Below are 13,293 nucleotides of genomic sequence, written 5' to 3'. Positions count from 1 at the left end.
GCACCGGTGCGCGACCGGGATGCGACGGCGCGCCGAAACACCGGCGCAGGGCGCACGGGGTGGCAGCGCACAGGTGCGCTTCTACGGGCGTGCGAGGAGGCGGGCGTGTTCATTCGAGTTCACGGTGAAAGGTAAGGACGCCTTCGCGCTTCGCGCGGTAATGCGCGGCCAGGCGCTCGACCAGGTAGACCGATCGATGTCGCCCGCCGGTGCAGCCGACGGAAATGGTGACGTAGCTGCGGTCGTCCTGCTCGAAGCGCGGCAGCCAGGCGTCGAGCCAGCGCGCGGTGTCGGCAAAGTATTCGCCGACCATCGGATCGGCCTCGAGGAATTCGCGCACCGGCGCGTCCTTGCCCGAGAGTGGGCGCAGCTTGGGCTGCCAATGCGGATTGGGCAGGCAGCGTGCGTCGAAGACGAAATCGGAGTCCAGCGGCAGGCCGCGGCGGAAGGCGAACGACTGGAACATCAGCGTCAGGCCCTCGGTGGCCGCCGCGTAGCCGGTGGCGATCAGCCGGCGCAGCTGGTGGACGTTGAGGTCGCTCGAATCGATCACCTTTTCGGCGATGCCGATCAGCGGACGCAGCAGGCGGCGTTCCTCGGCGATCGCGTCGGCCAGCGACACGCCACGGATGGCCAGCGGATGGCGGCGGCGGGTTTCCGAATAGCGCTTGATCAGCACTTCGTCGCTGCAGTCGATGAAAACCAGGTGGACGTGCACGCCGGCCGCGGCCAGTTCGGAGAGCACCAGCGGCATGTGCTCGAAGTCCTCGCCGCGGTTGCGCACGTCCACGCCCACGGCGATGCGCCGGCGGCGGCCGCCGCCATCGCGGCGCACCGACTGCACCAGTTGCGGCAGCAGCCCGCTGGGCAGGTTGTCGACGCAGTAGAACTCCAGGTCCTCCAGCGCGCGCAGCGCGACCGTCTTGCCGCCGCCGGACATGCCGGTCAGCACCACCAGGTGCACGGCGTTGGGATCGTTAAGGCCGTTCGAGGGCGACGCGGGATCGTTCGTACTCATGGATTTCACCACGGCGGAAGCCGGCGCATCTGGTGCGCCTGGCGGTCGATGAAGGTTTGCGCGGGATCGATGCCCTTGCTCTTGAGCATATGGTGGCGCACCGCCGCTTCCACCAGTACCGCCAGGTTGCGGCCGGGGGCCACCGGGATGGTGATCATCGGCACGGAGACCTCCAGGATCTCGCGGTGGCTGGTGTCGCCGGTCAGGCGCGTTGCCGCGTCGATGTCCTCGCCCTCGCGCAGGGGTTTGAGGTGGACTACCAGGCGCAGGTATTTCGAATGCTTGACCGCGGTGTGACCGAACATCTCGCGCACGTTGAGTACGCCCAGACCGCGCACTTCCAGGAGATCCTGCAACAGCTCCGGGCAGGTGCCGTCGATCACGTCCGGTGCGATCAGGGTGAACTCGGTGGCGTCATCGGCGACCAGACGGTGGCCGCGGCTGATCAGCTCCAACGCGAGCTCGCTCTTGCCCGAGCCGGACTCGCCGGTGATCAGCACGCCGATCGAGAACACTTCCAGGAACACGCCGTGCAGGGTGATCCGGGGCGCCAGCAGGCGCGCCAAGTGGTACTGCATCCAGGTCAGGAGTTCGTGGCCGCGCTTGGAGCTGATCCACAGCGGAGTGTGGGTCTCCTCGGCCACCTCGCGCAGGTCCGACGGAATGGTCTGGTCCTTGGTCACGATCAGTGCCACCGGCTGGTAGGCGGCGATCTTGTGCATCGCTTCCCAACGCTGGCGCGAATCCAGGCTGTCCAGCCAGTTGAGTTCCTCGGTACCGATGATCTGCACCTTGTTGGGGTAGATCACGTTGAGGTAGCCGATCAGCGACGGGCGGCGCGTGGCGGTGGCGCCAGGCTCGAGCACGCGCCCTTCGCCACGCATGCCTGCCACCCAGCGCAGGCCCATGCGCTCGTGGACGCCGTCGAAGAGTTGTCGTGCGGTCAGGCGTTCCAAGGGGTGTCCCTGCCGGGTGGCAATGGGCGCCATTGTGCCAGCTATGCGGGGGAGGGCGGACTGGGCGGGCGTCCCGAGGGCGGCTATCCGCCCCTGTCTCGGGATCTTCCTCCCGCGGTCGCGGCGGGGCTTGGCCCGTGGTGTCGCGCTTCGAGCAAAAAAAGACCCGCCACCGGGGCGGGTCTCCTTTGCCTGGTGCGGGACGGATCAGCCGATCTGGCGCGCTTCCCGGGCTTCCTGCTGATGCTTGTCGGTCACCTTGTCGCGGTGGCGGCGCAGTTGCGCGGCGAGCTTGTCGAACACCATGTCGATGGAGGCATACATGTCGGCGCCGCAGGCCGCCGCATGCAGGGCGGCACCGGTGGTGCTGAGGGTGGCGTCGGCGCAGTGCTGCAGCTTGTCGATCGACAGCACCATGCTCAGGCCCAGGCACCGTTCGTCGAGGCGGGTCAGGCGATCGAGCCGGGATTCGGCATGCGCACGCAGGGCGGGGGTGACTTCGATCTGCTGGCCGGTGAGTTGGAACTGCATGGGGCGCCTCCTCTGGTACAGGCCGCCGTGGGGCGGCGGGTTCGCATGCCGGTGATTGGTGCCGGCATGCCGGTCTTCATTCGGTATGGGATCGTTCGGGCCGGTTCCAAGTGGTGGGTTTCAGGCGCCGGTCAGCCGGCGCGTTGTCGCTCGCTCGAGCTGGGGATGCGAAGGGCCTCGCGGTATTTGGCCACGGTGCGGCGCGCGACCTGGATGCCCTTGCGGTTGAGCTCCTCGGCCAGGGCCTGGTCGGACAACGGCTTGCGTGTGTCCTCGCCGTCGATAAGTTTCTTGATCATCGCCTGGATGGCGGTGGCCGAGGCGCCACCGCCGTCCTCGGTGGAGACGCCGCTGGAGAAAAAGTACTTGAGCTCGAAGGTGCCGCGCGGCGTGTGGATGTACTTGCGCGTGGTCACGCGCGAGATGGTCGACTCGTGCATGCCGACCTCTTCCGCCACTTCGCGCAGCACCAGCGGATGCATCGCTTCCGGGCCGTAGTCCAGGAAGGCGCTCTGCCGGCGCACGATCGCATCGGCGACCTTCAGCAACGTTTCGGCGCGCGATTCGAGGCTCTTGATCAGCCAGCGTGCTTCCTGCAACTGCCCGCGCATCCAGCTGGCGTCCTCGCCACGCGCCTGCGCGATCAGGCTGCAGTAGTGCTGGTTGAGGCCGAGCCGCGGCTGGCAGTCCGGGTTGAGGCTGACCTTCCAGCGGTTGCCTTCCTTGTAGGCGTAGACGTCCGGCGCCACGTACTCGACCGGCGTGGCGTCCAGCGCGGCGCCGGGACGCGGATCCAGGCTGCGGATCAGCAGCGCCGCGGCGGCGACTTCTTCCTCGCTCGCACGCAACTTGCGCGCGAGCTTGGCGATGTCGTTGCGCGCGAGCAGTTCCAGTTCGCCTGCGACGATCTGCAGCGCAAGCCCGCGATGCGGCGTAGCGGCGTCGAACTGCTCCAGCTGCACGCGCAGGCAGTCGCGCAGGTCCAGGCTGGCGATGCCGGTGGGATCGAAACGCTGTAACTGGCGACGTACCGTCTCGACTTCGTCGCTTGTCGCATCGAGATCCGCCGGCAGGGCGGCGAGCACGCCTTCGATGCCTTCGGCGAGGTAGCCGTCTGCGTTGAGCGCGTCGATGATGACGGTGGCGATCAGCCGCTGGCGCGTGTTGAAGGGCGAAAGGTTCAACTGCCACAGCAGGTGTTCCTGCAGGGTCTCGGGCGCGGCGTTCTGCGGTTCGAAATCCTCGTCGCCGCGGCTGCCCGAAGGCGCGCTGCTGCCGAGCGAGAAATCGATCGGCGCCTCGGCCGGGGCGTCGGCTTCGCCCCAGTCCGCGGCGTCGTCCGCGTTGTGGTCGACGGTCGGCGCTTCGACCGGGGCGGCGGAGAAACTTTCTTCCTCGGTTTCGCCCGGCGCCGACTCCTCCTCGAACTCCAGCAGCGGGTTGCCCTCGGCAATCTGCCGCAGTTCCGCCTCCAGCTCCAGCTGCGACAGCTGCAACAGCCGGATCGCCTGCTGCAACTGCGGCGTCAGGGTGAGCTGTTGGTTGAGTCGGAACTGGAGCCCGGGTTTCATGCCAGCCGTTGGGGAGAGACTTGCGGTCATCCTACCCCGGTGGGTGTGACGCGACCATAGCGATGGCAGGCTCCGACGGTCCCTGCGTCACATCACCGCTTCACAGCTTGAATTCGCGTCCCAGGTAGACTTCGCGCACCTTTTCGTCGGCAAGGATGTGCGCCGGCGTGCCGCGCGAGAGCACCTCGCCATCGTTCAGGATGTAGGCGCGATCGCAGATGCCCAGCGTCTCGCGCACGTTGTGGTCGGTGATGAGGACGCCGATGCCGCGTTCCTTCAGGTGCCGCACGATACGCTGGATCTCGCCCACCGAAATCGGGTCGACGCCGGCGAACGGCTCGTCCAGCAACATGTAGCGCGGCTGCGCGGCCAGCGCGCGGGCGATCTCCACGCGGCGGCGCTCGCCACCGGAGAGGCTGATGCCTTTCTGGCCGGCGATATGGGCGATCTTCAGCTCGTCCATCAGCCCTTCGAGCTGTTCGTTGCGCTGGCGGGCGCTGAGGCCCTCGCGCAGCTCCAGCACGGCCATGATGTTGTCGGCCACCGACAACCGGCGGAATACCGAGGCTTCCTGCGGCAGGTAGCCAATGCCCAGCCGTGCGCGCGAGTGCATGGGCAGGCCGGTGATGTCCTGGCGGTCCAGCCGGATGGTGCCGCCGTCGGCTTCGACCAGGCCCACCACCATGTAGAAGCAGGTGGTCTTGCCGGCGCCGTTGGGGCCGAGCAGGCCGACCACTTCGCCCTGGCGGATCGAAAAACCGAAATCGCGCACGACCTGGCGCGAGCGGTAGCGTTTCTGCAGGCCTTCGGCAGCGAGCATCGGTCAGGGCTGCCCGGTGCTGGTGGCGGGCGCGGGTGCACTGGTGGCCGGGGCCGGGGCCGCGGCAGGCGCGGCGGTTCCCGACTTGGGTTGGGGCTTGAAGATCATGTGCACGCGACCGTCGCCGCCGCTGTCGCCGGTCATTTCGCTGGTCTGGGTGTTGTAGGTGAGTCGATCGCCGTGCGCCTCGCCACGGCCCTGCTGGGTGATCGAGGCATGGCCCTGCAGCACGGCGTAGTCCTTGGCCACCTTGTAGTCGATGGTGGCCGCGTCGCCCTGCATCAGGTTGCCGTTGTCGTCCAGCTGCTGGAGGTGTGCGGGGCTGCCGGTCAACACGACGCTGTCGATCTCGGCGTTGGCGTCGAAGTGAACCTTGGCCAGGTCGCCGGTGGCTTTGAGCGAGCCCTGGGTGATCACCACGTTGCCCTTGAGCGTGGTGGTGCTGTTGGGCTTGCGGAAACCGTCGAAGTGCGAGGCCTGCACGTCCATCGGCTGGTCGCGGTCGGTGCGCTTGGCCTGCACCGGTGCCAGCACCGTCAGGCCCAGCAGGACCAACGCCGCGCTAGCGCGCATGCTGGCGGGGCGGGAACGTGGCATGGACGTCATCGAGCAGCTCCAGGTGTTTGTCGTTGAGGTCGGCGCGCATGCCGACGCCGTGGATTCTAGTGCCGCCCTGCACCAGCTGCGCCGGCGCGGCGGTCTCGAGGCGGTTTTGCTTGGGCCAGGCGGTGACTTCGGCGGTGTCGATCGTGGTCCTTGGCGTGTCGTCGAACGCGGCACGCTCCAGATGCACCGGGCCCTGCAGTTTGAGCAGGCTCCCCTCGTTGTTGACCCAGCCGTACAGCGAATGCCCGAGCCAGTCGGGCACGGCCGGCTGATTGGAAGGAAGGCGGAACTCGGGCGCGTTGATATACAGCGACTCGTCGCCCTCGCGCCGCTCCAGCTGGGGTGCCTGGATCAGGAAACTGGGAAGGCCGTCGGTGCCGTACTGGGTCAGCTTGAAGTCGGTCAGCGTATAGCCCGAGCGCGGCGGACCGACGAACTCGTTGACCTTCGGCGGGGGGCCGATCCACCACAACAGCAGTTGGGCCGTGCCGGCCAGCAGCGCGACCACGACGATGGCCGCCGCGAGGCGACGGTCGCGCAGCCACTCCCTCACCGCCAGCGCTCCTTCTCGTTGCCGGCCTTGCCCTGCGCATGCAGGATCAGGTCGCAGACCTCGCGCGCGCCACCCTGGCCACCAGCACGGCTGGTGGTCCACTGCGCCTGCTCGATCACCCATGGGTGGGCATTGGCCACGGCCACGGCGAGTCCGGCGATGCGCATGGCCGGAAGGTCGGGAAGGTCGTCGCCGACGAAAGCGACCTGCTCGGGCGCGAGCTTAAGCGCGTCGAGCAGTTCGAGCAGGCAGACGCGCTTGTCGCCCTGGCCCTGGTAGACGTGGGTAATCCCCAGTTCTTCGGCGCGCAGCGCCACCGGGTGGCTGATCCGCGCACTGATGATCGCCACCTGCACACCGTGCACCTGCAGGCGCTTCAGGCCCAGGCCGTCCTGCACGAAGAACACCTTGGTCTCGCGACCATCCTCGCCGTAGTACAGCCGTCCGTCGGTCAGCGTGCCGTCCACGTCGAATACGGCCAGGCGGATGCCGGCGGCGCGGGCGAGCAGGTCGGCGGGGAGGTTGGCGAGATAGGGCATGGTCGTCAGCGCGGGGAAACGGAAATGAGGGCCGGGCACAGGCAGGGCGGGAATGTGGGGTTGCGGACTGTCGACGGTCCCGGCCCTCGTCTGCGCCCCTGGATCAGACCACGCGGGCGCGGAGCAGGTCGTGGATGTTCAGCGCGCCGACCACGCGCTGCTGCTCGTCCACCACCAGCAATGCGTGGATCTGGTGTTTCTCCATCAGCTGCGCCGCTTCGATGGCGAGCTTGTCGGAGGTGATCGTCTTCGGACCGCGGGTCATCAGCGCCTGGACGCTCGCGCCGCGCAGGTTCACGTCCTCGTCGTCGAGCGCGCGGCGCAGGTCGCCGTCGGTGAACACGCCGAGCAAGCGGCGCTCGGCGTCGACCACCGCGGTCATGCCCAGGTGCTTGCGGGTCATTTCCATCAGCGCCTCGGTGAGGCTGGCATCCGGTGCGATCATCGGGATGCCCTCGCCGGTGTGCATGATGTCGCTGATGTGCAGCAGCAGGCGGCGGCCGAGGCTGCCGGCCGGGTGCGAGCGGGCAAAATCCTCGGCCGTGAAACCGCGCGCCTCGAGCAGCGCGATTGCCAGCGCATCGCCCATCACCAGCGCCGCGGTGGTGCTGGCGGTGGGGGCCAGGCCGAGTGGGCAGGCCTCGCTGGAAATGCTGGCGTCGAGGTGCACGTCCGCCTGGTGCGCCAGCGACGACTTCGGGTTGCCGGTCATGGCGATCAGCGGGATGCCCTGGCGCTTGATGACCGGCAGGATGAACAACAGTTCATCCGTCTCGCCGGAATTCGACAGTGCCAGCACCACGTCGTCGGGCTGGATCATGCCCAGGTCGCCGTGGCTGGCCTCGCCCGGGTGCACGAAGAACGAGGGCGTACCGGTGGAGGCCAGGGTGGCGGCGATCTTGCGCCCGATGTGGCCGGACTTGCCCATGCCGGTGACCACCAGGCGCCCGCGGCAAGCCAGGATCAGCCGGCAGGCCTCCACGAAGCTGGCGTCCACTCGCGGTTCGAGCGCGCGGATCGCGGCCGCTTCCGTGGCGATTACCATGCGCCCGCTGCGGGCGATGGCGTCCGGGTCCAGCTTGGCGACGGGCGGGGCGATGCGTGCGTTCATGGGGTCTCTGCTGGGGTGGCCGGCGGCCTTCGGCATTTCTGTGCCACGGGATTTCCATTACCATGGCATATCCGCATTTTAGCGTCATATGGCCGCGCACTGGATTCATCAAGCCTGGTGAATCCGCGCCCCGCGCGCCGACGATGGACCCCTCCGATGGACCCTGCCCGCATCCAGGCACTGATCGAAACCGGCCTGCCCGGCGCGAATGCGCAGGTGAGCGGTGACGACGGCGTGCATTTCGAAGCCACCGTGGTGGCCAGCCAGTTCGCCGGCAAGCTGCCGCTGGCGCGCCACCGCATGGTCTACGCCACGCTGGGCGAGCTGATGGGCGGCGCGATCCACGCGCTGGCGCTGAAGACGTTGACTCCCGAGGAAGCCGCGGCGCGCCGTTGAGGCTGCGCTTCGCTTCGCTCACTCCAAGCTTAAGGACCCACATGGCCAAGATCCTGATCAGCGGTGGCGAACCGCTCCATGGCGAAGTCGCCATTTCCGGCGCCAAGAACGCCGTGTTGCCGATCCTCGCCGCCTGCCTGCTGGCCGACGGCCCGGTGACGATCTCCAACGTGCCGCACCTGCACGACGTGACCACCTTCATCGAGTTGCTCGGCCGCATGGGCGTCAACCTGGTGCTCGACGACCGCATGAAGATGCACGTCGATCCGCGCACCATCGAAAGCCACGTGGCGCCGTACGACCTGGTGCGCACGATGCGCGCCTCGATCCTGGTGCTCGGCCCGCTGGTGGCACGCTTCGGCGAGGCGGAAGTCTCGCTCCCCGGCGGTTGCGCGATCGGCTCGCGCCCGGTCGACCAGCACATCCGCGGCCTGCGGGCGCTGGGTGCCGAGGTGACCGTGGAAAACGGCTATATCCGTGCCCGCGCCAAACGCCTCAAGGGCGCGCGCATCGCGATGGACATGGTGACCGTCACCGGCACCGAGAACATCCTGATGGCCGCCACGCTGGCCGACGGCACCACGATCATCGAGAACGCCGCGCAGGAACCCGAGGTGGTCGACCTGGCCAACTGCCTGGTGGCGATGGGCGCGCGCATCGAGGGCATCGGCACCGCGACCCTGGTGATCCATGGCGTCGAGCGCCTCGAGGGCGCCGAGTACGAAGTGCTGCCCGACCGCATCGAGACCGGCACGTTCCTTGTCGGCGCGGCGATGACCGGCGGCAAGGTGCGCGCCCGCGGCGCCCGCGCCGGAACGATGGACGCGGTGCTGGCCAAGCTGGAGGAGGCCGGCGCGCATATCTGCACCGGTCCTGACTGGATCGAACTGGACATGGGCGGCCGCCGTCCGAAGGCGGTCAATATCGTCACCGCCCCGTACCCGGCCTTTCCGACCGACATGCAGGCGCAGTTCACCGCGCTCAACTGCGTGGCCGAGGGCGTGGGCGTCATCACCGAGACGGTGTTCGAGAACCGCTTCATGCACGCCCAGGAGCTCAAGCGCCTGGGCGCGGACATTCGGCTCGAAGGCAACACCGCGATCATCCAGGGCGTGGAACACATGAGCGGTGCGCCGATCATGGCCACCGACCTGCGCGCTTCCGCCTGCCTGGTGCTGGCAGGTCTGGTGGCGCATGGCGATACGACGGTCGACCGCGTGTACCACATCGATCGCGGTTACGAGAACATCGAGGAGAAGCTTGGTGTGCTCGGCGCGAGAATCCGCCGTCTGCCGAGCTGACGCTCGCAACCGCCAAAGTGTGCCGCTCGTGCGGCGAACGGGACCCGGGTTTTTGCTCGCTTTTCCCTTGGGGGCTCGAGAATTCGAAACCCGGGAACGCGGCTACCGGAAGCTCACCAGCTCCATCGTCAGGTTGCCGCCGTCCTTCTGCGACAGCTTCACCGGCAATGGGTAGCGATCGGGTGCGTACCAGGCGCTGAAGCCGCGATCGGCGTCGGTACGGTCCACCCGCACGGCGTCGAAGCTGCCGGCCGGCACCGTCACCTTCTCCTTGCCGGTGATCCTGAACCGCTGCGTCTCCACTTCCTGCTTCACCGCCACGGGCAACGCGATCTGCTTCTGCCCGTCGCGCAGAGCCTGGCCGATCGCCAGCGCGGTGGTGTTGCGCTCGACCATCCCCGGCTGCGTCGGATAGGTGATCGCACCCTTGCCTTCATCCACCGTGACCTGGTGCTTGCCCCAGTCCACCGTGACGTGGCGCTGCTTGGACTTGATCGCCGCGTCGAGGCGGTAGTCGTAGCTGAGCGCCTCGGGCACGTCGCCCTTCCAGCGGAAATGCGAAACCTCGTCCAGGTTCGCCCCCAGCAGGGCGGCCAGGCCCGAGGTGCCGCGCAGGTGCTTGCTGTAGGCCCATTGCCCGTTGCCGAGCGGCGTGAGGCTCACGGTGGCATCGCCCATCGGCGAGCCGTCGCGCAGCACGCGGTAGGTGGCGGTGAAGGCCTTGGGCGGGGCGGCGAGGGCGAGTCCGCTGGCGCTGGCCAGCAGCAGGGCGCCGCCGAGGCGCAGGAGATGGCGGAAAGTCATGGGGTCCAGTGTGCCCGCGGCTCGCTGAACATCGGATTCAGGCCAGCGCGAGCCCGCGTTCGGTAAGCCGCAGCGGCGCGTTCAGTGGCGCGCCGTCCAGCCAGGGGCCATCGTCGCGCCAGGCCAGGCGGCCCTCGGCGATCAACCTCACTACCGACGGCAACAGACGATGTTCCAGCGGCAGCAGGCGTTGCGCCAGTCGGTGTTCGTCTTCGTTCGGCTCGATCCTCAACACTGCCTGCGCCACCACCGGGCCGCCATCGAGTTCGGCGGTGACGAAGTGCACGCTGGCTCCGTGCTCCAGGTCGCCGGCTTCCAGCGCGCGCCGGTGCGTGTGCAGGCCGCGGTATCTGGGCAGCAGCGAAGGGTGGATGTTGAGCATGCGGCCGGCCCAGGGGGCGATCGCCTCGCCATCGAGGATGCGCATGAAACCCGCCAGCACGACCAACTCGGCGCCGCTGGCGGCGAGCCGGCCGAAGAGGTCCAGGTCGAATGCGCGGCGGTCCGGATAAGCCTTCGGGTCGAGCACCAGCGTGGGGATGCCCGCGTCTTCGGCCAGCCGCAGGGCGCCGGCGGTGGTCTTGTCGCTCGCCACTAGCACGAACTCGGCGGCCAGCTCACCGCGCTCGCGCGCGGCGAGCAAGGCGGCGAGGTTGCTGCCGCGTCCGGAGGCGAGGACGGCGATACGGAGAGGATGGGGCATGTTTGTCTCTGCCGTTCGCCCTGGGCATCGACCCGCGGGGCCGTATGTGAGCCGCCTTTGGACTTCGGCGCTGCGCGCCTGCGCTCAGGGCAAACGGTTTTTCTGTTTCAGCCGATGTGGACGCGCTCGTCGCCCTGCGCCTTGACGACCTCACCGATCACGCGACTGGCCAGGCCATGCTTCGCCAGCAGCGAGGTCGCGCCATCGACCGCGTCGCGCGGGAGGATCACCGTGAAGCCCACGCCGCAGTTGAACGTGCGCCACATCTCTTCGCGCGCGACCTTGCCTTCGCGCATCAGCCAGTCGAACACCGGCGGCAGCACGATCGCGTTCGCGTCGAGCGCCAGGCCCAGGCCATCGGGCACCACACGGATGATGTTCTCCTTCAGGCCGCCGCCGGTGATGTGCGCCATGCCGTGCACGGGCTGGTTCTTCAGCAGCTCCAGCATCGGCTTGACGTAGATCGTGGTCGGCGCCATCAGCGCGTCGGCGAGCTTCACGCCGCCGAGATCGAGATCGAGCGGGCTGCCGGCGCGCTCGACGATCTTGCGGACCAGCGAATAGCCGTTCGAATGCGGGCCCGAAGACGCCACGCCGAGGATCACGTCGCCGGCGGCGATCGCCTCGCCCGAGAGCAGCTGCGACTTTTCAACCGCGCCGACCGTAAAACCGGCCAGGTCGTATTCGCCCGGCGGATACATGTCCGGCATCTCGGCCGTCTCGCCACCGATCAGTGCGCAGCCGGCAAGCTCGCAACCCCTGGCGATGCCGCCCACGACCGCGACGGTCGTGTCCACGTCCAGCTTGCCGGTGGCGAAGTAGTCCAGGAAGAACAGCGGCTCGGCGCCCTGCACCAGCACGTCGTTGACGCACATGCCGACCAGGTCGATGCCGATGGTGTCGTGGCGGCCCAGCTGCTGCGCAAGCTTGAGCTTGGTGCCCACGCCGTCGGTACCGGACACCAGCACCGGCTCCCTGTAGCGGCCGGCCAGGTCGAACAGGCCGCCGAAACCGCCCAGTCCCCCCATCACTTCCGGGCGGAAGGTGCGCTTGACCAGCGGCTTGATGCGTTCGACCACGGCATTGCCCGCGTCGATATCGACGCCGGCGGCGCGGTAGGTGAGGGCGTCGGACATGGCGGAGGAGGCCTGGAGGAAAGCGCGCAATTCTACCAGCACGCTCCCGCGGGCGCGGTCCGTCCTCCATGCGCGGGTCGCGGGCGGCTGAAAACCCCGCTTCGCGGTCTTGCGCCAGGCCGCGCCGATGGACGCTGCGGGCGGGATTGGGCAGACTCCCGTGTTATCCGAGCTTCCACGGACGAGACTTGCCGATGCGCCTGCCACGCCTGTTTTTCGCCTTCCTCCTGCTGGGTTTGCTCGCGCCGGCGGCGTGGGCGCAGGTGCCGGCACCCGTGCCGGTCTCGCCGTACGCGGTGGTGGTGCCGGTCACCGACACCAGCGAGGCGCAACGTGACGCGGCCTTCGCCACTGCGCTCGCCCAGGTGCTCGAACGCGTCGCCGGCGGCCAGGACCTGCGCAGCAAGCCCGGCTATGACGACGCGCTGAAGGGCGCGCCGGGCCTGGTGCAGCAGTTCCAGTACCAGCGCGCGGGCACTGGCATCGTGCTGCAGGTGAACTTCGATCCGGGCGCCGTGCGCCGGCTGATCACGCAGATCGGCGTGCCGGCCGCGGGCGTGAAGCCGCCCGTGCTGGTGCTGGTGCATGGCAGCGACGGCAGCCTGCTCGGCCAGGATGCGCTGGGCGCGCTGGCGCAGGCCGCCGCGGCCCGCGGCTACCAGTTGGCCTACCCGGACCCGTCGCACGTGCCCGAAGCCTCCGCCGTGGCGAACGCCGACCCGACCGCGCTGGCAATGATCACCCAGCGCTATCACACCGGCCTGATCCTGGTCGGCAATCTGAAGGGCGGCAGCGCGGACTGGACCCTGGTGTCCGGAGGCAATCCGCTGCCCTGGAGCGACCAGGCGGTCAGCGCCGATGCGCTGCTCACTGACGGCGGCAACGGCATGGCCGATCGACTGGGCAAGCAGCTCAACGTGATCGGCGCAGGCATCAGCAGCGGCAAGCTGTGGGTAAGCAAGGTCGACTCGGCGCAGGCCTACGCCAACCTGTTGGCGATGCTGCGCGCCGACCCGTCGGTGCGCGAGGTGAACACGCTCGCCGCCGACAACGACGGCTTCCTGCTCGGCATCAAGGCAAGCACGCCGCCGGCCGCGCTGGCCGCCGGCCTGGCCGCGGGCGGCCGGGTGATCCAGGGCACGCCGCACGCAGGGGCGGACGCCAGCCTGCAGTGGCTGCATTGAAACAATGCCCCTTGTAGGAGCCCGCTTGCGGGCGATGCCCTTTCCGCACAACGAGAAGAGCATC

Annotated in this window: 15 protein-coding genes; 3 read left to right on the top strand and 12 right to left on the bottom strand. The window is 68.5% G+C overall.

Annotated elements, in window-relative coordinates; translation table 11 throughout:
- Positions 1-109: 109 nt before the first annotated feature.
- The 9 genes from rapZ to ACFWZ4_RS13825 all read right to left on the bottom strand — a co-directional run bounded on the left by rapZ (position 110) and on the right by ACFWZ4_RS13825 (position 7,639).
- Entirely contained in the window at positions 110-1,018 is a 909-nt protein-coding gene (gene rapZ, locus ACFWZ4_RS13865; RefSeq protein WP_439705264.1) for an RNase adapter RapZ, read from the bottom strand.
- Between the two features lie 5 nt (positions 1,019-1,023).
- Positions 1,024-2,007, bottom strand: coding sequence for an HPr(Ser) kinase/phosphatase (hprK, locus tag ACFWZ4_RS13860; protein WP_439705263.1), 984 nt, complete (start codon positions 2,005-2,007; stop codon positions 1,024-1,026).
- Between the two features lie 174 nt (positions 2,008-2,181).
- Positions 2,182-2,505, bottom strand: a complete 324-nt coding sequence (gene hpf, locus ACFWZ4_RS13855) for a ribosome hibernation-promoting factor, HPF/YfiA family (protein ID WP_231323600.1) — start codon at positions 2,503-2,505, stop codon at positions 2,182-2,184.
- Positions 2,506-2,636: 131 nt separating this feature from the next.
- A complete protein-coding gene (locus tag ACFWZ4_RS13850; protein ID WP_439705262.1) occupies positions 2,637-4,076 on the bottom strand; it encodes an RNA polymerase factor sigma-54 in 1,440 nt (479 codons plus the stop codon).
- 100 nt (positions 4,077-4,176) lie between these two features.
- Complete coding sequence (gene lptB / locus ACFWZ4_RS13845; RefSeq protein WP_439705261.1) at positions 4,177-4,896, bottom strand: LPS export ABC transporter ATP-binding protein; 720 nt, start codon at positions 4,894-4,896, stop codon at positions 4,177-4,179.
- 3 nt (positions 4,897-4,899) lie between these two features.
- Positions 4,900-5,493 carry a lipopolysaccharide transport periplasmic protein LptA gene (lptA, locus tag ACFWZ4_RS13840; protein ID WP_439705260.1) on the bottom strand — a complete coding sequence of 198 codons (594 nt, stop codon included), beginning with the start codon at positions 5,491-5,493 and terminating at the stop codon, positions 4,900-4,902.
- Entirely contained in the window at positions 5,459-6,061 is a 603-nt protein-coding gene (gene lptC, locus ACFWZ4_RS13835; RefSeq protein WP_439666862.1) for an LPS export ABC transporter periplasmic protein LptC, read from the bottom strand. Before lptC ends, lptA begins: the two co-directional genes overlap by 35 nt.
- Positions 6,052-6,594 (bottom strand): KdsC family phosphatase, encoded by a 543-nt coding sequence (locus ACFWZ4_RS13830; RefSeq protein ID WP_439705259.1) that lies wholly within the window; start codon positions 6,592-6,594, stop codon positions 6,052-6,054. The genes lptC and ACFWZ4_RS13830 overlap by 10 nt, the downstream gene beginning before the upstream one ends.
- A 103-nt stretch (positions 6,595-6,697) precedes the next feature.
- A complete protein-coding gene (locus ACFWZ4_RS13825) occupies positions 6,698-7,639 on the bottom strand; it encodes a KpsF/GutQ family sugar-phosphate isomerase (RefSeq protein WP_439705355.1) in 942 nt (313 codons plus the stop codon).
- A gap of 222 nt (positions 7,640-7,861) precedes the next feature.
- Between ACFWZ4_RS13825 and ACFWZ4_RS13820 the strand changes: the two genes are divergently transcribed.
- On the top strand, positions 7,862-8,101 hold the full coding sequence (locus tag ACFWZ4_RS13820; protein WP_231323610.1) for a BolA family protein: 240 nt from the start codon (positions 7,862-7,864) through the stop codon (positions 8,099-8,101).
- 41 nt (positions 8,102-8,142) lie between these two features.
- A complete protein-coding gene (gene murA / locus ACFWZ4_RS13815; RefSeq protein ID WP_439705258.1) occupies positions 8,143-9,402 on the top strand; it encodes a UDP-N-acetylglucosamine 1-carboxyvinyltransferase in 1,260 nt (419 codons plus the stop codon).
- Between the two features lie 102 nt (positions 9,403-9,504).
- Here the strand turns inward: murA and ACFWZ4_RS13810 are convergent, their stop codons facing one another.
- From ACFWZ4_RS13810 to purM, 3 genes are all read right to left on the bottom strand, one after another.
- On the bottom strand, positions 9,505-10,206 hold the full coding sequence (locus ACFWZ4_RS13810) for a DUF3108 domain-containing protein (RefSeq protein WP_439705257.1): 702 nt from the start codon (positions 10,204-10,206) through the stop codon (positions 9,505-9,507).
- A 37-nt stretch (positions 10,207-10,243) separates the two neighbouring features.
- Positions 10,244-10,909 (bottom strand): phosphoribosylglycinamide formyltransferase, encoded by a 666-nt coding sequence (gene purN / locus ACFWZ4_RS13805; protein WP_439705256.1) that lies wholly within the window; start codon positions 10,907-10,909, stop codon positions 10,244-10,246.
- Positions 10,910-11,016: 107 nt separating this feature from the next.
- Complete coding sequence (purM, locus tag ACFWZ4_RS13800; protein WP_439705255.1) at positions 11,017-12,045, bottom strand: phosphoribosylformylglycinamidine cyclo-ligase; 1,029 nt, start codon at positions 12,043-12,045, stop codon at positions 11,017-11,019.
- A 194-nt stretch (positions 12,046-12,239) separates the two neighbouring features.
- Between purM and ACFWZ4_RS13795 the strand changes: the two genes are divergently transcribed.
- The gene (locus ACFWZ4_RS13795; RefSeq protein WP_439705254.1) at positions 12,240-13,229 is read left to right on the top strand and encodes a DUF2066 domain-containing protein; all 990 of its coding nucleotides are present in this window, start codon (positions 12,240-12,242) and stop codon (positions 13,227-13,229) included.
- The last annotated feature ends 64 nt before the right edge of the window (positions 13,230-13,293 follow it).

The organism is Frateuria sp. GZRe12 (assembly GCF_051900535.1).
In the GTDB taxonomy this organism is placed as follows: Bacteria; Pseudomonadota; Gammaproteobacteria; order Xanthomonadales; family Rhodanobacteraceae; genus Frateuria_A.
Note: the sequence above shows the minus strand (reverse complement) of the source record. Positions and strands in the feature narration are given on the sequence as shown.